Below are 17734 nucleotides of genomic sequence, written 5' to 3' on the forward strand. Positions count from 1 at the left end.
CATGGCACTCGTAGGATTGGTCGGCTGGCGCGGGATGGTCGGTTCCGTGCTGATGGATCGCATGCGCGCCGAAGGTGACTTCGCGCTCATCGAACCGCTGTTCTTCAGCACCAGCAATGCCGGCGGCAACGCCCCGGCCGAGCTCGTGAAGAACGAGACGCGGCTGCAGAACGCGTACGACATCGACGCGCTCAAGCGCTGCGACATCGTGCTGACCTGCCAGGGCGGCGACTACACGACCGAGGTCTTCCCGAAGCTGCGCGCAGCGGGCTGGAACGGCCACTGGATCGACGCGGCGTCGACGCTGCGCATGAACCCCGACGCCGTCATCGTGCTCGACCCGGTCAACATGCCGGTGATCCGCGACGCGCTGGCCAACGGCGGGCGCAACTGGATCGGCGGCAACTGCACCGTCAGCTGCATGCTGATGGGCGTCGGCGCGCTGTACAAGGCCGGGCTCGTCGAGTGGATGAGCACCCAGACCTACCAGGCGGCCTCGGGCGGTGGCGCGCAGCACATGCGCGAGCTGCTGACGCAGTACGGCACGCTCAACGCCGAGGTCCGCAGCCTGCTCGACGACCCGAAGAGCGCGATCCTGGAGATCGACCGCAAGGTCATCGCCAAGCAGCGCGCGCTGACGCCCGAGGAAACGGCCAACTTCGGCGTGCCGCTGGGCGGCTCTCTGATCCCGTGGATCGACAAGGATCTCGGCAACGGCCAGTCCAAGGAAGAGTGGAAGGGCATGGCCGAGACGAACAAGATCCTCGGCCAGGGCGAAGGCTTCGGTTCGCCGGCGGTGCCGGTCGACGGCTTCTGCGTGCGTGTCGGCGCGATGCGCTGCCACTCGCAGGCGCTGACCTTCAAGCTGAAGCGCGAAGTGCCGGTGGCCGACATCGAGGCGATGATCGCTGCCGACAACGAGTGGGTGAAGGTCGTGCCCAACACCCGCGAAGCGACGCTGCGCGACCTGACGCCGGTGGCCGTCACCGGCACGATGTCGATCCCCGTCGGCCGCATCCGCCGCCTGGCGATGGGCCCGGAGTACATCGGCGCCTTCACGATCGGCGACCAGCTGCTTTGGGGCGCTGCCGAGCCGCTGCGCCGCATGCTGCGCATCCTGCTCGAACAGTGATCGGTGCCGCCGGCTGGCTCGTTGCCGGCCGGCAACAAGACGCGCCCGGCGCGGAATTGGGCGCACTTCGGTCCCGAATGTCAGGCTTTGGGTGAGCTTGCTTGCCTATATGCTTGACATCGTTGTGATTTCTGTCGCGAGCGCCGGACATAATCGGCCTTTTCCCGGTGACAGATATTGCGGCCACCCGCTCGGGTGCGCCGTCCGGGACGTGTTGTGGGAGACGCCTTGAATCACCGTTCGACGAACGCCGCGCGTTTCGCGCTGACCGGGGTGGCATTCGCTGCCGCCTGCCTGTGGGGCACGTCCGCCTGGGCGCTCGGTCTCGGCCGGCTCAACGTGCAGTCGGCACTGGGCGAGCCGCTTCGTGCCGAGATCGACGTCACCAGCCTGACGGCCGAGGAGGCCGGCACGCTGAAGCTGCGCATCGCGCCGCCCGACGCCTACCGCGCCGCCGGAGTCGAATACAACGCCGTGCTCGGCGATGCCCAGGTGACGCTGCTGCGCCGTCCCGACGGCCGCCAGGTGCTGCGCCTGAGCAGCGACCGCAGCATCGTCGAGCCCTTCGTCGACGTCATCCTCGAGGCCAGCTGGGCCACCGGCCGGCTGGTGCGCGAGTACACGATGCTGTTCGACCCGCCGACGACGCGGGCCGCGCAGGCGACGCCCGCACCGGTGGCCGCACCGTCGATCTCGCCGGCCCCGGCGCCCAGCCGTGCCCCGGCTGTCACCGCGCCGGTCCCGGCGCCTGCCCCGGCCGTCGCTCCGCCGGCGCCGGCCGTCGCCGCCCAGCCGCCGGCCCCGGCGCTGAAGCCGGCTGCACGGCCCGCGCCCGCCAAGCCGGCCGAGGCACCGCGTGCCGCGCGGGCCGCCGATGCCGATGACCAGGTCCGCGTGCGCCGCGGCGACACGCTGTTCGGCATCGCCTCGCGCACCCAGGCCGCCGGCGTCTCGCTGGACCAGATGCTCGTGGCGCTGTTCCGCGGCAACCCGCAGGCCTTCGTCGGCGACAACATGAACCGGCTGAAGTCCGGCGCCGTGCTGACCGTGCCGTCGTCCGACGACGCGGCCAAGCTCGCGCCGGCCGAGGCCCGCGAGATCATCGTCGCGCAGGCCGCCGACTTCGCCGCCTACCGCCAGCGTCTGGCCGGCAGCACCACGGCCGCCGCCGACGAGCCGGCGCGCCAGGCCAAGGGCAAGGTGCAGGCCAGCGTCGAAGACCGCCGCCAGGCCGCCGCGCCGACGCCCGACAAGCTCAAGCTGTCGCAGGGCGCCGTCACCGCCGCGCCGGAGGCCAAGCTGTCCAAGGAGGCCGAGCGCCGCGCCGCCGACCAGCGTCTGGCCGAGCTGGCGCGCAACGTCGACGAGCTGAAGAAGCTGCAGGGTGCGGCCTCCGCGCCGGCCCAGCCCGCCGCGCCCGCGGCGACGGCCTCGGCCGAGGCGCCCTCGACGCCGGCCCCGACGATCACCGCGGCAACGGTGCCGCCGGCGGCGTCCGCGCCCGAAGCCGCGTCGGCGGCCGAGCCCGCGTCGGCCGCCTCGGCGCCGGCCAAGAAGCCGCGCAAGGCGCCTCCGCCGCCGATGCCGGTGCAGGAGGAGCAGAGCTTCGTCGACTCGCTGCTCGAGAACCCGATGCTGATGCCCGCCGCCGGCCTGCTGGTCGCGATGCTCGGCGGCCTGCTGTTCTGGCGTCGCCGCCAGGGCGCGCAGAAGGGCGGCGGCGAGACCTCCTTCCTCGAGAGCCGCCTGCAGCCCGACTCGTTCTTCGGTGGCACCGGTGGCCAGCGTGTCGACACGCGCGAGGCCACGCCGTCGGGCGCGCCGTCGTCGATGAGCTACTCGCTGTCGCAGCTCGACGCGATCGGCGACGTCGACCCGGTCGCCGAGGCCGACGTCTACCTCGCCTACGGCCGCGACCTGCAGGCCGAGGAGATCCTCAAGGAGGCGATGCGCGCCAACCCGGACCGCATGGCGATCCGCGTCAAGCTGCTCGAGGTCTACGTCAAGCGCCGCGACATCAAGGGCTTCGAGCTGCTCGCCACCCAGGTCTACACGATGACCCAGGGCAGCGGCGAAGACTGGGAGAAGGCCCAGGAACTCGGCCGCCAGATCGACCCGGAGAATCCGCTGTACCAGCCGGGTGGCGCTCCGGCGCTGGAAGTGGGCCCCGGCGGCAAGGTCATCGAGCCGCTGGCCGCGACGACGCTGCCGCACGCCGCCAAGCCGGCGCCGTTCGCGCCCGAGGAGTCGTCGCTGCCGCCCGAGCCGGTGCCCGCGCCCGCCGACCTGGACCTGGATCTCGATCTCGACGCCCCGACGCCGGCTGCACCGTCGCCGCTGGCGATGGAGGCGACCCAGCCGATCCCGCGCGACGAAGGCCCGGTCTCGGACAACGCGCCGCTGGACTTCGAGCTGCCGCTGGTCGACACCCACCCGGCGCCGCTGGACGAGCCGATCCCGACGCCCGAGATGTCCTTCGGCGAACGTGCCGACGCCACGCCGCCGGCACCGATGGACGCACTGGACTTCGACCTCGGCGACCTGGCGCCGCCGGCCCCGGCCGCCGCGCCGTCGCGGCCGGCCGCGCTGGACACCAGCGAGCCGGCACTTGACTTCAGCGACTTCGGCCTGGGCCCGGATTCGCTGCCGCCGATCGGCGACGGCGACCCGCTGGCGCGCAAGCTGGAGCTGGCCGAGGAGTTCCGCCAGATCGGCGACCTCGAAGGCGCGCGCGACCTGCTCGACGAGGTCATCGCCAAGGCCGACGGCTCCTTGAAGGCCAAGGCCCAGGCCATGCTGTCCTCGCTTGGCTGAACACGACACCGGCGGCCCGGCCGTCGCGCCGGGCGGCCGCATCGCGCTGGGCATCGCCTACCGCGGCGCGCGTTATCACGGCTGGCAGTCGCAGCCCGACGGCCGCACCGTGCAGGACGTGCTCGAGCGCGCGCTGGGCCAGTTCGCCGCCACGCCCGTCTCGACGCTTTGCGCCGGCCGCACCGACGCCGGCGTGCACGCCTTCAACCAGGTCGTGCACTTCGACGCGCCGGTCGAGCGCGACGAGTTCTCCTGGGTGCGCGGCACCAACCGCTACCTGCCCGACGACGTCGCGGTGCAGTGGTGCCGGCGTGTCGACGCCCGTTTCCACGCCCGCAACAGCGCGCACGGGCGGCGCTACCGCTTCGTCATCCTCGAAGCGCCGGTGCGCCCGGCGATCGAGGCCGGCGCCTGCGGCTGGGTCTTCCGGCCGCTGGACGGCGACGCGATGCGTGCCGCCGCGGCGCACCTGATCGGCGAACACGACTTCAGTTCCTTCCGCGCCGCCGGCTGCCAGGCGCTGACGCCGGTGAAGACCATGCGTTCGATCGGCGTCGAGCGCCGCGGCGCCTACTGGCGCATCGAGTTCGACGCCAGCGCCTTCCTGCACCACATGGTGCGCAACATCGTCGGCTGCCTGGTCACCGTCGGCAGCGGCCGCCAGCGGCCGGAGTGGATGGCCGAGGTGCTGGCCGCACGCAGCCGCGACGCCGCCGCGCCGACCTTCCCGCCGGACGGGCTGTACTTCGTCGGCCCGTACTACGATCCGGCCTTCGCCATCCCCGAGCACACGCCGGCGATGCAATGGGGTCCGTGACTCCCCCCGAAGCGCCTTCGGCGCTCCCCCCAGGGGGCCCCTCCGGTGCCCCGGCCAAGCCGGGCCACGGCGGCCGCTTGGCGAGCCCGCGTCGTGCACCTGTCTTGGCATCACCATGAAGGAAAGGCCTTGAGCCGCACCCGGATCAAGATCTGCGGCCTGACGCGCGAGGCCGACGTCGACGACGCCGTCGAGGCCGGCGCCGACGCGCTGGGCTTCGTGCTCTACCCGAAGAGCCCGCGCGCGGTGACGCCCGAACGTGCCGCCGAACTGGCACGCCGGCTGCCGCCGTTCGTCACGCCGGTGCTGCTGTTCGTCAACGCCGCGCCGCAGGCCATCGCCCACGCCGTGCGCCTCGTGCCGCAGGCGCTGGTGCAGTTCCACGGCGACGAGACGCCCGAGCAGTGCGCCGCCGTCGGCCGCCCCTGGCTGCGGGCCGCGCGGATGGCGCCGGGAGTCGATTTGTTAGACTTCGCCCGGCGCCATCCCGGCGCGACGGGCCTGCTGCTCGACACGCATGTCGAGGCTTACGGCGGGAGCGGAAAGGTCTTCGATTGGTCACTGATACCACCAAGCGTGCCCGTTCCGGTCGTTTTGTCTGGTGGGTTGAATCCTGCCAACGTGACCGATGGGGTGCTTCGAGTCCGGCCCTGGGCCGTTGACGTCAGCTCCGGCGTCGAGCGCGACAAAGGCATCAAGGATGCCGCGCTGATGCGCCGGTTCTGCCAAGCGGTGCGCGAGGCCGATGCCCGCACCGCCTGAATCGAAGGACACCTCACCATGCTGAATTACGACCAGCCCGATGCCCGCGGGCACTTCGGGCCTTACGGCGGCAGTTTCGTCGCCGAGACGCTGACCCACGCGCTGCACGAGCTGCAGGACGCCTACGCGCGCTACCGCGACGACCCCGAGTTCGTCGCCGAGTACCGCGACGAACTCAAGCACTTCGTCGGCCGCCCGAGCCCGATCTACCACGCCGCGCGCACCAGCCGCGAACTCGGCGGCGCGCAGATCTACCTGAAGCGCGAAGACCTCAACCACACCGGCGCGCACAAGATCAACAACGTCATCGGCCAGGCCCTGCTCGCCAGGCGCATGGGCAAGCCGCGCGTCATCGCCGAGACCGGCGCCGGCCAGCACGGCGTCGCCACGGCGACGATCTGCGCGCGCTACGGCCTGGAGTGCGTGGTCTACATGGGCGCCGAGGACGTCAAGCGCCAGAGCCCGAACGTCTACCGCATGCATCTGCTGGGCGCCAAGGTGGTGCCGGTGGAGAGCGGCAGCAAGACGCTGAAGGACGCGCTCAACGAGGCGCTGCGCGACTGGGTCACCAACGTCGAGAACACCTTCTACATCATCGGCACCGTGGCCGGCCCGGCGCCGTACCCGGCGATGGTGCGCGACTTCCAGCGGGTCATCGGCGACGAGTGCCTGCAGCAGATGCCCGAACTCGCCGGCCGCCAGCCCGACGCCGTGATCGCCTGCGTCGGCGGCGGCAGCAACGCGATGGGCATCTTCTACCCGTACATCCGCCACGAAGGCACGCGGCTGATCGGCGTCGAGGCCGCGGGGCAGGGCCTGGACAGCGGCAAACACGCGGCGTCGCTGTCGGCCGGCTCGCCCGGCGTGCTGCACGGCAACCGCACCTACCTGCTGCAGGACGACAACGGCCAGATCATCGAGACGCACTCGGTCTCCGCCGGCCTGGACTACCCCGGCGTCGGCCCGGAGCACGCCTATCTGAAGGACATCGGCCGTGCCGAGTACGTCGGCATCACCGACGACGAGGCGCTGGAGGCCTTCCACCACCTCTGCCGCACCGAGGGCATCATCCCGGCGCTCGAGTCCAGCCACGCGCTGGCCCACGCGATGAAGATCGCGCCGACGATGCGCCCCGACCAGATCCTGCTGGTCAACCTGTCCGGCCGCGGCGACAAGGACATCGGCACCGTCGCCGACCTGTCGGGTGCCGACTTCTATTGCCGCCCCTCGTGCCGCGGGCGGAGCGTGAAGGGAGGTGCGCAATGAGCCGCATCGCCGCCACCTTCGAGGCCCTGGCCCGTGACGGCCGCCAGGCGCTGATTCCGTACATCACCACTGGCGACCCGTACGCCGACGCGACGCCCGAGATCATGGCCGCGCTGGCCGACGGCGGCGCCGACGTCATCGAGCTCGGCGTGCCGTTCTCCGACCCGATGGCCGACGGCCCGGTGATCCAGCAGGCCGGCGAACGCGCGCTGGCGCGCGGCATCGGCCTGGCCCAGGTCTTCGCCGCGGTGCGTGCCTTCCGCGAGCGCAACCAGCACACGCCGGTCGTGCTGATGGGCTACGCCAACCCGGTCGAGCGCTACGACGGCCGCCACGGCGACGGCGCCTTCATCCGCGACGCGGCGGCCGCCGGTGTCGACGGCGTGCTGATCGTCGACTACCCGCCCGAGGAGTGCGAGGACTTCGCCGCGCGCCTGAAGGCCGCCGGGCTGGACCTGATCTTCCTGCTGGCGCCGACCTCGACCGACGCGCGCATGCGCCTGGTCGGCCGGCTGGCCAGCGGGTATGTGTACTATGTCTCGCTGAAAGGCGTCACCGGCGCGGGTCACCTCGACACCGCGGCGGTGGCGGCGATGTTGCCGCGCATCCGCGCGCACGTGCAGACGCCGGTCGGCGTCGGCTTCGGCATCCGCGACGCCGCCACGGCGCGTGCGGTCGCCGAGGTCGCCGACGCGGTCGTCATCGGCTCGCGGCTGGTGCAGCTGCTCGCCGAGCAGCCGCGCGAGGCCGTGGCCGCCGCGGCGCGCGACTTCATCGCCGGCATCCGTGCCGCGCTGGACGCATAACTAGGAGTGAACCGATGAGCTGGTTGGAAAAGCTGCTGCCGCCGAAGATCCAACCCACCGACCCGAGCGAGCGCCGCACGGTGCCCGAAGGGTTGTGGATCAAGTGCCCGTCCTGCGAGACGGTGCTCTACAAGACGGACCTCGAGCAGAACGTCAACGTCTGCCCGAAGTGCGGCCACCACCACCGCATCGGTGCGCGCGAGCGCCTGGACCACTTCCTCGACGCCGAAGGGCGCTGGGAGATCGGCCAGGAGGTGCTGCCGGTCGACGCGCTGAAGTTCAAGGACAGCAAGAAGTACCCCGAGCGCCTGAAGTCGGCGCTCGAGACCACCGGCGAGACCGACGCGCTGATCGTCATGGGCGGCGCGGTGATGAGCGTGCCGCTCGTCGCCGCCTGCTTCGAGTTCGACTTCATGGGCGGCTCGATGGGCTCGGTGGTCGGCGAGCGTTTCGTGCGCGGCGTCGAGGCGGCGATCGAGCAGAAGGTGCCGTTCGTCAGCTTCGCCGGCACCGGCGGCGCGCGCATGCAGGAAGGCCTGCTGAGCCTGATGCAGATGGCCAAGACCAATGCCGCGCTGACGCGGCTGGCGCGCGCGAAGCTGCCGTACATCAGCGTGCTGACCGACCCGACGATGGGCGGCGTGTCGGCCAGCTTCGCCTTCGTCGGCGACGTCGTCATCGCCGAACCGAAGGCGCTGATCGGCTTCGCCGGCCCGCGGGTCATCGAGAACACGGTGCGCGAGAAGCTGCCCGAAGGCTTCCAGCGCAGCGAGTTCCTGCTGCAGAAGGGCGCGCTCGACATGATCTGCGACCGCCGCCAGATGCGCGCCACCGTCGCCCGCCTGCTCGCCAAGCTGCAGCGCCAGAGCGCCGACGCGGTCGCCTGACGCCGCTCCATCCGTCTCAACGGACACCGGGCCCTTCGTGGCCCGGTTTTGCTTCCATGACCGCCTTGCCCGCCACGCTCGACGACTGGCTCGCCCACTGCGAGCGCATGCACCCGATCTCGATGGACCTGTCGCTGGAGCGCACCGTCGAGGTCCGCCGCCGCCTGGGCCTCGCGTTCACGATGCCGCTGATCGTCGTCGCCGGCACCAACGGCAAGGGCTCGACCTGCGCGATGCTGGAATCGATCGCGATGCAGGCCGGCTATCGCGTGGGCCTGTACCAGAAGCCCGAGCTGGTGCATTTCACCGAACGCTGCCGCGTCGACGGCCGCCCGGTCGACGCCGACGCGCTGCTGCCGCACTTCGACGCCGTCGAGCAGGCGCGCGGCGACATCACGCTGACCAAGTTCGAGTTCACGACGCTGGCCATCGCCCGGCTGCTGTCGTTGGCGCCGCTGGACCTGGTGATCCTCGAGGTCGGCCTCGGCGGGCGCTACGACGCCGTCAACGCCTTCGACGCCGACTGCACGGTCATCACCAGCATCGACCTCGACCACACCGAGTTCCTCGGCCCCGACCGCGAGAGCATCGGCTTCGAGAAGGCCCACGTGATGCGCACCGGGCGCCCGGCGATCGTCGGCGACCCGCTGCCGCCGGCCAGCGTCGTCGACCACGCGCGCGAGATCGGCGCCGACCTCTGGCTGGCCGGGCGCGACTTCCGCCACGACGGCGACCGCCAGCAGTGGAACTGGGCCGGCCGCGGCCGGCGCTACAACGGCCTGGGCTACCCGGCGCTGCGCGGCGCCAACCAGCTGCTCAATGCCTCGGCGGCGCTGGCGGCCTTCGAGAGCCTGCGCGAGCGCCTGCCGATCACCGCCCAGGCGGTGCGCACCGGGCTGGCGCTGGTCGACCTGCCGGGCCGCTTCCAGGTCGTGCCGGGGCAGCCGGCGCTGGTGCTGGACGTCGCCCACAACCCGCAGTCGGTGGCCGCGCTGGCGCTGAACCTCGACGCGATGGGCTTCTACCCGCGCACCCGGGCGGTCTTCGGCGCGATGCGCGACAAGGACATCGCCGGCGCGCTGGCGAAGATCCGGCCGCTGATCGACGAATGGCACGTCTGCGCGCTGCCGACGGCGCGTGCCGCGACGGCCGACGAACTGGCCGCAGTCCTCGGCGACACGACGCCGGTGCATCGCCACGCCACGCCGAGCGAGGCCTTGCGCGCCGCGCTGGCCGCCTCCGACCCTGCCGATAGAATCGTCGTCTTCGGATCGTTCTACACCGTGGGCGGCGTTCTGCGCGACGGCCTGCCGCGGCTGTCGGCGCCGCATGCCGGCTGACACCCGATGCCTCTGCCTTCGTTCCTGAAGCGAAAACCCTCTCCCGCGCCTGAACGCCGTGGCGCGCCGCCCGCCGACGGCGCCGATGTCCAGGTCGCGCGCACGCGCGCCCGTCGCCGCCTGATCGGCGCCGCGGTGCTGCTGGTCGCCGGCGTCATCGGTTTCCCGGTCGTCTTCGACACCCAGCCGCGGCCGGTCTCGGTCGACGTGCCGATCGAGCTGCGCGGCAGCGCGGCGTCGGCGCCCGGCGTGTCGCTGCCGCCGCGCAGCGCACGATCCAGCGGTGTCGTGATCGCCGACAGCCCGGTCGACGAGGAGCCGGCGTCCGCGCCCGCGGCGCCAGCACCTGCACCGGCGGTCGAGCCCAAGGTCGAGCCTGCGCCGGCCGCAGCCGTTCCGGCCAAGCCGGCCTCGGCGCCGGCGGTCAAGCCCGACGCCGCCGCGACGATCGCCAAGCCGGCCTCGGCGGTCGCGCCCAAGCCGACGGCCGCGGCGCGCGCCGATGCCGAACGTGCCAAGGCGCTGCTCGACGGCGCCTCGGCGCCCAAGGAAGTGCGTTTCGTCGTCCAGATCGGCGCTTTCGCCGACACCGCGGCGCTGAACCAGGCGCGTTCGCGCGCCGACAAGAGCGGGCTCAAGACCTACACCCAGGTCGTCGACACCAGCGCCGGCAAGCGCACGCGGCTGCGTGTCGGCCCGTTCGACAGCCGCGAGGCCGCCGACCGCGCCGCCGCCAAGCTCAAGGCCGCGGGCCTGCCGGCGGCGGTGCTGACGCTGTGATGGCCGAGCTCGGCTGGGTCGACTGGACGCTGCTGGCCGTGCTCGCGGTGTCCACCGTCGTCGGCCTGGTGCGCGGTTTCGTCTTCGAGGCGATGTCGCTGGCCGGCTGGATCGTCGCCTGGTTCGCCGCGCAGTGGTTCGCCGCCGATCTGGCGCGCCACCTGCCGGTCGGCACGCCGGGCGGGCCGCTGAACCACGGCGCCGCCTTCGTGCTGACCTTTGTCGCCGCGCTCGTCGTGTGGTCGCTGCTGTCGCGCCTGGTGCGCCTGCTCGTGCACGCGACCCCGCTGTCACCGGCCGACCGCGCGCTCGGCGCCGGTTTCGGCCTGCTGCGCGGCGGCGTCCTGCTGCTGGCGCTGGCGACCGTCGTCGCGTTGACGCCGGCTTCTCAATCCGTCGCCTGGCGCCAGTCGCAGGGCGCGCTGTGGCTCAATACCGCCATGCAGGGGCTCAAGCCCGTGCTGCCGGTCGATCTGGCGCGGCATCTGCCGGCCTGAAAGGAACTCCCATGTGCGGCATCGTCGGCGTCATCGCGAAGACGCCCGTCAACCAGCTGATCTACGACGCGCTGCTGCTGCTGCAGCACCGCGGCCAGGACGCCGCCGGCATCGTCACGATGCAGGGCACGAAGTGCTTCATGCACAAGGCGCGCGGCATGGTGCGCGACGTCTTCCGCACCCGCAACATGCGCGCGCTGCCGGGCAACGTCGGCCTGGGTCAGGTGCGCTACCCGACCGCCGGCAACGCCTACAGCGAGGAAGAGGCGCAGCCCTTCTACGTCAACGCGCCGTTCGGCGTCGTGCTGGTGCACAACGGCAACCTGACCAACGCCCACGCGCTGAAGCAGGAGCTGTTCGACGTCGACCGCCGCCACATCAACACCGAGAGCGACACCGAGGTGCTGATCAACGTGCTGGCGCACGAGCTCGACAAGGCCGCCACCGGGCTGCCGCTGACGCCGCAGGAGATCTTCACCGCCGTCGCCGCGGTGCACAAGCGTGTGCGCGGCTCCTACGCCGTCATCGCGCTGGTCGCCGGCTACGGCCTGCTGGCCTTCCGCGACCCGCACGGCATCCGCCCGCTGTGCCTGGGTGTCGGCCCCGAAGGCGAGACGATGCTCGCCAGCGAGTCGGTGGCCATCGAAGGCAGCGGCTTCCGCTTCGTGCGCGACATCGCGCCGGGCGAGGCGGTGTTCATCGACCAGGACGGCGTCACCCACACCCGCCAGTGCGCCGAGGCGCCGCGGCTGAATCCCTGCATCTTCGAGTACGTCTACCTCGCGCGGCCCGACTCCGTGATGGACGGCATCTCGGTCTACCAGGCGCGGCTGAACCTCGGCGAGACGCTGGCCCAGCGCCTGATCTCGACGATGCCGCCCAGCGAGATCGACGTCGTGATCCCGATCCCCGAGTCGAGCCGCCCGAGCGCGATGCAGCTGGCGCACAAGATCGGCAAGCCGTACCGCGAAGGCTTCGTCAAGAACCGCTACGTCGGCCGCACCTTCATCATGCCGGGCCAGTCGGTGCGCAAGAAGAGCGTGCGCCAGAAGCTCAACGCGATCGGCGTCGAGTTCAAGGGCCGCAACGTGCTGCTGGTCGACGACTCCATCGTGCGCGGCACGACGAGCAAGGAGATCGTGCAGATGGCGCGCGAGGCCGGTGCCCGCCGCGTCTACATGGCCAGCGCCGCGCCGCCGGTGCGCTTCCCCAACGTCTACGGCATCGACATGCCGACGAAGGAAGAGCTGATCGCGCACGGCCGCAGCATCGAGCAGATCCGCGAGTTCATCGGCGCCGACGCGCTGATCTACCAGGACGTCGACGCGATGAAACGTGTCGTCGGCGCGCTCAACCCGAACGTGCAGGGCTTCGAGGCGAGTTGCTTCGACGGCGTCTACGTCACCGGCGACGTCAGTGCTGCCGACTTCCTGGCCATCGAGACGCAGCGCAAGCTGCAGTTCGACGAGGAGGACGGCCCGGCCCGCTCCCGTCTGGCCCTGCAGAGCGCCGAGGAATGATCCGATGATCCGCAAGACCGATCTGCCTGCCGACGCGCGCCGCGACACGCTGGCCGTGCGCGAGGGCCTGCCCTGCACCGAGTGGGGCGAGAACTCCGAGGCGCTGTTCATCACCAGCAGCTTCGTGCACCCCGACGCCGAGACCGCCGCGCGCCGTTTCGCGAACGAGGAGGAGGCCTTCGTCTACAGCCGCTTCTCCAACCCGACGGTGACGATGATGGAGCGCCGTCTGGCGGCGCTCGAAGGCACGACCGGCTGCATCGGCACCGCCAGCGGCATGTCGGCGATCCTGCTGCTGGTGCTGGGTCTGCTGAAGGGCGGCGACCACGTCGTCTGCTCGCGCAGCGTCTTCGGCTCGACGATCAAGCTGTTCCAGGACTTCGCCAAGTTCGGCATCGAGACGACGTTCGTCTCGCAGACCGACGTCGCCCAGTGGCGCGACGCGATGCGCCCGAACACCAAGCTGCTGTTCGCCGAGACGCCGAGCAACCCGCTGACCGAGACCTGCGACATCCGCGCGCTGGCCGAGATCGCGCACGCCGGCGGCGCCAGGCTGGCCGTCGACAACTGCTTCTGCACGCCGGCGCTGCAGCGCCCGGTGGAGTTCGGCGCCGACTTCGTCGTGCACTCGGGCACCAAGTTCCTCGACGGCCAGGGGCGTGTCGTCGCCGGCGCCGTCTGCGGCCCGGCCGAGCTGATCGACACCCAGCTGGTGCCGGTGATGCGCAGCGCCGGCATGGCGCTGTCGCCGTTCAACGCCTGGGTGGTGCTGAAGGGCCTGGAGACGCTGTCGATCCGGCTGAAGGCGCAGAGCGAACGGGCGCTGGCGCTGGCGCGCTGGCTCGAGGCGCACCCGGCCGTCGAACGGGTCTACCACCCGGGGCTCGAATCGCACCCGCAGCACGCGCTGGCGATGGCCCAGCAGGGCGGCTGCGGCGGCGCCGTCGTCTCCTTCATCGCACGCGGCGAACGTGCCGGCGCCTTCGCCGTCATCGACGCGACGCGCATCTGCTCGATCACCTCCAACCTCGGCGACACCAAGACGACGATCACGCACCCGGCGAGCACCTCGCACGGGCGGCTCAGCGAGGCCCAGCGTCTGTCCGCCGGCATCACCCAGGGCATGATCCGCGTGGCGGTCGGCCTCGAAGACATCGAAGACCTGAAGGCCGACCTCGCTCGCGGCCTCGACTCACTGGCTTGAGACTGGCATGAACGTCCGCACCCGCATTGCCCCGTCGCCGACGGGTTTCCTGCACCTGGGCACCGCGCGCACCGCGCTGTATTCCTGGGCCTATGCCCGCCACTTCGGCGGCCAGTTCGTGCTGCGCATCGAGGACACCGACGTCCAGCGCTCGACGCAGGAATCGGTCGACCAGATCCTCGACGCGATGAAGTGGCTGGGCCTGGAGTACGACGAAGGTCCGTTCTACCAGACGCAGCGCCTGGAGCGTTACCACGCCGTCATCGCGCAGATGCTCGCCGAAGGCACGGCCTACCAGTGCTATTGCACGCCCGAGGAACTGGACACGATGCGCGAGGAGCAGCGCGCCCGTGGCGAGAAGACGCGCTACGACGGCCGCTGGCGCCCCGAGCCGGGCAAGGTGCTGCCGCCGGTGCCCGAGGGCGTGAAGCCGGTGGTGCGCTTCCGCAATCCGCAGCAGGGCATGGTCGCCTGGGACGACCTGGTCAAGGGCCCGATCATGATCTCCAACACCGAGATCGACGACCTGATCATCCTGCGCCCGGACGGCATGCCGACCTACAACTTCGCCGTGGTCATCGACGACTGGGACATGAAGATCACCCACGTCTTCCGCGGCGACGAGCACATCAACAACACGCCCTGGCAGATCAACATCTTCCGCGCGCTGGGTGCGCCGCTGCCGCGTTTCGGCCACTGCCCGATCATCCTCGGCGACGACGGCCTGAAGCTGTCCAAGCGCCGCGGCGCGGTCAGCGTCACCGCCTACCAGGAAATGGGCTACCTGCCCGAGGCGATGCTGAACTACCTCGCGCGCCTGGGCTGGAGCCACGGTGACGAGGAGCTGTTCTCCAGCGAGCAGATGGTGCGCTGGTTCGACGGCAGCCACCTCGCCAAGAGCCCGGCGCAATGGGACCCGGCCAAGCTCGCCTGGGTCAACGCGCACTACATGAAGCAGGCCGACGACGCGCGCCTGGCGGGCCTGGTGCAGCAGCAACTGGCGACGCGCGGCGTGACGGCCGGCGACCTGGACCGGCTGACGCGTGCCGCGGCGCTGTTCAAGGACCGCTGCACGACGGTCGTCGAGCTCGCCGACTGGACGGAGATGCTCTACGTGCCGGTCACGCCGCGCGACGAGGACCTGCAGACCTACGTCACCGACGCCGTGAAACCGGCGATCCGCGCGCTGCGCGAGCGGCTCGCCGAGATCGATCTCGACAAGGCGACCATCGCCCAGGCGATGAAGCAGGTGCTGGCCGATCACCAGCTGAAGATGCCGCAGCTGGCCCCGGCGCTGCGTGTGCTGGTCTGCGGCCGGCCGCAGACGCCGTCGATCGACGCGGTGCTTGCGCTGTTCGAGCGAAAAATTTTGCTCGAGCGCTTGCAATCCATCTGAAACACGTTCTATACTCTTGGTCTCGCTTGAACGGCACCGCTAGTTCCAAGTCGAAGCAATTCGATGGGGGTATAGCTCAGCTGGGAGAGCGCTTGCATGGCATGCAAGAGGTCAGCGGTTCGATCCCGCTTACCTCCACCAAATCTCCCGCGAGGGAGTGACGGAATCAAGCCAGCGGCGCCGTTCAGGGCGCGAAGGTTTCAGTCCCCTTCGTCTAGAGGCCTAGGACACGACCCTTTCACGGTTGTAACAGGGGTTCGAATCCCCTAGGGGACGCCAAACAGCAGACGGCACCGCAAGGTGTCGTTTGTCTTTTCAAGGCCGGTTTTCCGCGTCGGGAGAATCGGGCTTTCGCACACGAGACGACGCAGATTCAAGGTCCCCTTCGTCTAGAGGCCTAGGACACGACCCTTTCACGGTTGTAACAGGGGTTCGAATCCCCTAGGGGACGCCATCAAGGCAGCACACGGCACCGCAAGGTGCCGTTTGTCTTTGTGCGCTGCGTCGGCGTGACGTTGCCGCCCGTTGCCGGCCGCGCGCGGGTTCAGGCGCCGTGCCGTCCGCGGTGCGCGAAGTTCAAAGCTGCGCCGCCGTCAGCGGGTCGGGGTGGCCGTCGTAGAAGCGTTCGAGCAGCAGTCGGAACACCGGCTCTTCCGGCGCGACCGCGGCGAACAGCGTCAGCGAAGAACGCAGCTTCAGATCGTCGGGGCTGCCGAGAACCTGCAGCGCCGACGCGTGGCCCGGCACGGCCAGCAGCTTCTCGCAGCACAGGCGCAGGCGCGGCCCGAGCACCGGGTGGCGCCAGTAGGCCAGGGCTTCGTCGCGCCCGTGCAGGCCGTACAGCCGCGCCATCGAGCTGCGCCCGAGGCTGGCGAGCTGCGGGAAGATGAACCACATCCAGTGCGTCGTCTTGCGGCCGGCGCCGATCTCGGCGAGCACCCGGTCGATGACCGGCTCCTGCGCGTCGACGAAACGTTGCAGGTCGTGGCGGTCTTCCATCGTCAGCCCCAAGCCAAGCGTTGAACCCGTCGTGGCGGCCGTCGGCCACCCCGCTTCCTGTCCACGAGGATGCCGCCTGCGGAGCTTGTCGAGTTGACTGCCGTCAAGTGGCGGCGGTGGTCGCCCATGGGGCCGTCGGCGGCCACGACCGCCGGCGGCCCGGCTTATGGGCGCTGGGCGGTGTTCGTCGCGGCGGCCTCGGCGCCCGGGCAGCCCTGGGCGCTGCGCCAGCCCTTGAGGAAGGCGCGCCGGGCGCCGCCGGCGATCACCGCCGCCGTCACCTCGCGCGAGTGGCGCTCGGCGCCGGTCAGCTTGCGGATCCAGCCGCGGAACGGGATCACGTCCTCGGCGGTGCGGCGCACGGCGCCAATGGCGGCGTCGCCGGCCGCGTCGGTGCCGCGTTCGAGCAGGCCGGCCTCGGCGCCGCGCGGCGCGTCGAGGTCGGGGCCGAGCGCGTCGTCCAGCGCGGCGACCTCCGTCGCGGTGCTCGCGCAACTGGTGTCGGCGTCCAGCCGGTACGGCGCCTTGCGTGCGGCGCGCAGCACCTCGGGGATGGCTTCACGCACGACGTTGAGATCCTTCAGCGGCGTGACCGCGGCGTCGCCGGCGCGGCCGACCTCCTTGGACGCGCAGGCGCCCAGCAGCAGCGTGGCGGCCAGCAGGGAGAGGGTGATGCGGGGGGAGAGGGTCATCGCCGGAGTATCCCCGCGACCGCGGGCGAACAGAACAATGGACGACTGACACGATCCGCGTCGGCGTCCGGCCCGCCTTCTGCGCCGACCCGGCTAACCGCCGCCTGGCCAACGTTCAGCGCGAGCATCCGGCCTCGACCCAGGCGGCGTAGTCGGCCCCGGCCAACACGACCGGCGTCGCCCAGATCGCCGGCAGCGCATAGGGGTGCAGCTCGCGGATCGCCGCCTCGACCTCGGGCCAGCGAGCCGCCAGCGTCTTCGCGAGCAGCCGCCACTCGCTGTCGTGCTGCAGCGCGCCCTGCCAGACGTAGGTGCTGCGCACCGCCTCGACCTGAACGCAGGCGGCGAGCCGGCGCGTGACCAGCGCATCGGCGATGTGCTGCGCGTCGGCCTCGGTGGCCACCGTCGTGCGGACCTCGATCAGCGGGCCGGTCATGACGGTCGGTGGATCACCGCCTCGACGTTGTGGCCGTCGGGGCCGATGACGAAGGCGGCGTAGTAGTTCGGGTGGTAGTGCGGCCGCAGCCCGGGGCCGCCGTTGTCGCGGGCCCCGGCGGCCAGCGCCGCGGCGTGGAAGGCGTCGACCTGGGCCCGGCTTTCGGCGACGAAGGCGATGTGCAGCGGCGCCGGGGCCGTGCCGCTTTCGTACAACCACAGCGAGGGTTTGCCGTCGCGGCCGAGGCCGACGCTGCCGTCCGGGCCGCGCATCACGAGCCCGACACGCAGCGGCGCCAGCGCCGCGAGAAAGAAGTCGGTGCTGGCCTGCAGGTCGCGCACGCCGAAGCCGAGGTGGTCGAACATGGTCTCTCCTGGTCGCGGCGA

17 protein-coding genes and 3 tRNA genes are annotated in these 17734 nt (G+C 71.2%); 16 read left to right on the plus strand and 4 right to left on the minus strand.

Annotation, left to right across the window (positions count from 1 at the left end; genetic code table 11):
• Position 1 precedes the first annotated feature (1 nt).
• The 16 genes from asd (at position 2) to LOC65_RS03155 (ending at position 15675) form a co-directional block, all read left to right on the plus strand.
• Positions 2-1132: an aspartate-semialdehyde dehydrogenase gene (asd, locus tag LOC65_RS03080; RefSeq protein ID WP_009855916.1), complete on the plus strand. Its 1131-nt coding sequence runs from the start codon at positions 2-4 to the stop codon at positions 1130-1132.
• Positions 1133-1360: 228 nt separating this feature from the next.
• On the plus strand, positions 1361-3946 hold the full coding sequence (locus LOC65_RS03085; RefSeq protein ID WP_230246605.1) for a FimV/HubP family polar landmark protein: 2586 nt from the start codon (positions 1361-1363) through the stop codon (positions 3944-3946).
• Positions 3939-4763: a tRNA pseudouridine(38-40) synthase TruA gene (gene truA, locus LOC65_RS03090; protein WP_230246607.1), complete on the plus strand. Its 825-nt coding sequence runs from the start codon at positions 3939-3941 to the stop codon at positions 4761-4763. The genes LOC65_RS03085 and truA overlap by 8 nt, the downstream gene beginning before the upstream one ends.
• Positions 4764-4892: 129 nt before the next feature.
• The gene (locus LOC65_RS03095; RefSeq protein WP_164962873.1) at positions 4893-5525 is read left to right on the plus strand and encodes a phosphoribosylanthranilate isomerase; all 633 of its coding nucleotides are present in this window, start codon (positions 4893-4895) and stop codon (positions 5523-5525) included.
• Positions 5526-5543: 18 nt separating this feature from the next.
• Positions 5544-6791 (plus strand): tryptophan synthase subunit beta, encoded by a 1248-nt coding sequence (gene trpB, locus LOC65_RS03100; RefSeq protein ID WP_230246608.1) that lies wholly within the window; start codon positions 5544-5546, stop codon positions 6789-6791.
• On the plus strand, positions 6788-7597 hold the full coding sequence (gene trpA / locus LOC65_RS03105; protein ID WP_230246609.1) for a tryptophan synthase subunit alpha: 810 nt from the start codon (positions 6788-6790) through the stop codon (positions 7595-7597). Before trpB ends, trpA begins: the two co-directional genes overlap by 4 nt.
• A 14-nt stretch (positions 7598-7611) precedes the next feature.
• Positions 7612-8484, plus strand: coding sequence for an acetyl-CoA carboxylase, carboxyltransferase subunit beta (accD, locus tag LOC65_RS03110; RefSeq protein WP_009855429.1), 873 nt, complete (start codon positions 7612-7614; stop codon positions 8482-8484).
• A 56-nt stretch (positions 8485-8540) separates the two neighbouring features.
• Entirely contained in the window at positions 8541-9824 is a 1284-nt protein-coding gene (gene folC, locus LOC65_RS03115; protein ID WP_230246610.1) for a bifunctional tetrahydrofolate synthase/dihydrofolate synthase, read from the plus strand.
• A gap of 6 nt (positions 9825-9830) precedes the next feature.
• Positions 9831-10604 (plus strand): SPOR domain-containing protein, encoded by a 774-nt coding sequence (locus LOC65_RS03120; protein ID WP_029719041.1) that lies wholly within the window; start codon positions 9831-9833, stop codon positions 10602-10604.
• A complete protein-coding gene (locus tag LOC65_RS03125) occupies positions 10604-11101 on the plus strand; it encodes a CvpA family protein (protein ID WP_009855426.1) in 498 nt (165 codons plus the stop codon). The genes LOC65_RS03120 and LOC65_RS03125 overlap by 1 nt, the downstream gene beginning before the upstream one ends.
• Before the next feature lie 11 nt (positions 11102-11112).
• Positions 11113-12621, plus strand: a complete 1509-nt coding sequence (gene purF / locus LOC65_RS03130) for an amidophosphoribosyltransferase (protein WP_230246611.1) — start codon at positions 11113-11115, stop codon at positions 12619-12621.
• Positions 12622-12625: 4 nt separating this feature from the next.
• Positions 12626-13825 carry an O-succinylhomoserine sulfhydrylase gene (locus tag LOC65_RS03135; RefSeq protein ID WP_230246612.1) on the plus strand — a complete coding sequence of 400 codons (1200 nt, stop codon included), beginning with the start codon at positions 12626-12628 and terminating at the stop codon, positions 13823-13825.
• A gap of 7 nt (positions 13826-13832) precedes the next feature.
• Positions 13833-15221 (plus strand): glutamate--tRNA ligase, encoded by a 1389-nt coding sequence (gene gltX, locus LOC65_RS03140; protein ID WP_230246613.1) that lies wholly within the window; start codon positions 13833-13835, stop codon positions 15219-15221.
• A gap of 65 nt (positions 15222-15286) precedes the next feature.
• Positions 15287-15362: transfer RNA gene (locus tag LOC65_RS03145), tRNA-Ala, on the plus strand.
• 62 nt (positions 15363-15424) lie between these two features.
• Positions 15425-15500 (plus strand) — tRNA-Glu (locus tag LOC65_RS03150).
• Positions 15501-15599: 99 nt separating this feature from the next.
• Positions 15600-15675 (plus strand) — tRNA-Glu (locus LOC65_RS03155).
• Positions 15676-15797: 122 nt separating this feature from the next.
• On the opposite strand, the gene LOC65_RS03160 is transcribed toward LOC65_RS03155, so the two are convergent.
• The 4 genes from LOC65_RS03160 to LOC65_RS03175 form a co-directional block, all read right to left on the minus strand.
• On the minus strand, positions 15798-16220 hold the full coding sequence (locus tag LOC65_RS03160) for a DUF1810 domain-containing protein (protein WP_009855422.1): 423 nt from the start codon (positions 16218-16220) through the stop codon (positions 15798-15800).
• Positions 16221-16384: 164 nt separating this feature from the next.
• Positions 16385-16912 (minus strand): hypothetical protein, encoded by a 528-nt coding sequence (locus LOC65_RS03165; protein ID WP_164962867.1) that lies wholly within the window; start codon positions 16910-16912, stop codon positions 16385-16387.
• Between the two features lie 115 nt (positions 16913-17027).
• A complete protein-coding gene (cutA, locus tag LOC65_RS03170; RefSeq protein WP_164962866.1) occupies positions 17028-17348 on the minus strand; it encodes a divalent-cation tolerance protein CutA in 321 nt (106 codons plus the stop codon).
• Positions 17345-17713, minus strand: coding sequence for a VOC family protein (locus LOC65_RS03175; protein ID WP_009855419.1), 369 nt, complete (start codon positions 17711-17713; stop codon positions 17345-17347). Before LOC65_RS03175 ends, cutA begins: the two co-directional genes overlap by 4 nt.
• Positions 17714-17734 lie beyond the last annotated feature (21 nt).

It is taken from the genome of Rubrivivax sp. JA1055, assembly GCF_020966565.1.
In the GTDB taxonomy this organism is placed as follows: domain Bacteria; phylum Pseudomonadota; class Gammaproteobacteria; order Burkholderiales; family Burkholderiaceae_C; genus Rubrivivax; species Rubrivivax benzoatilyticus.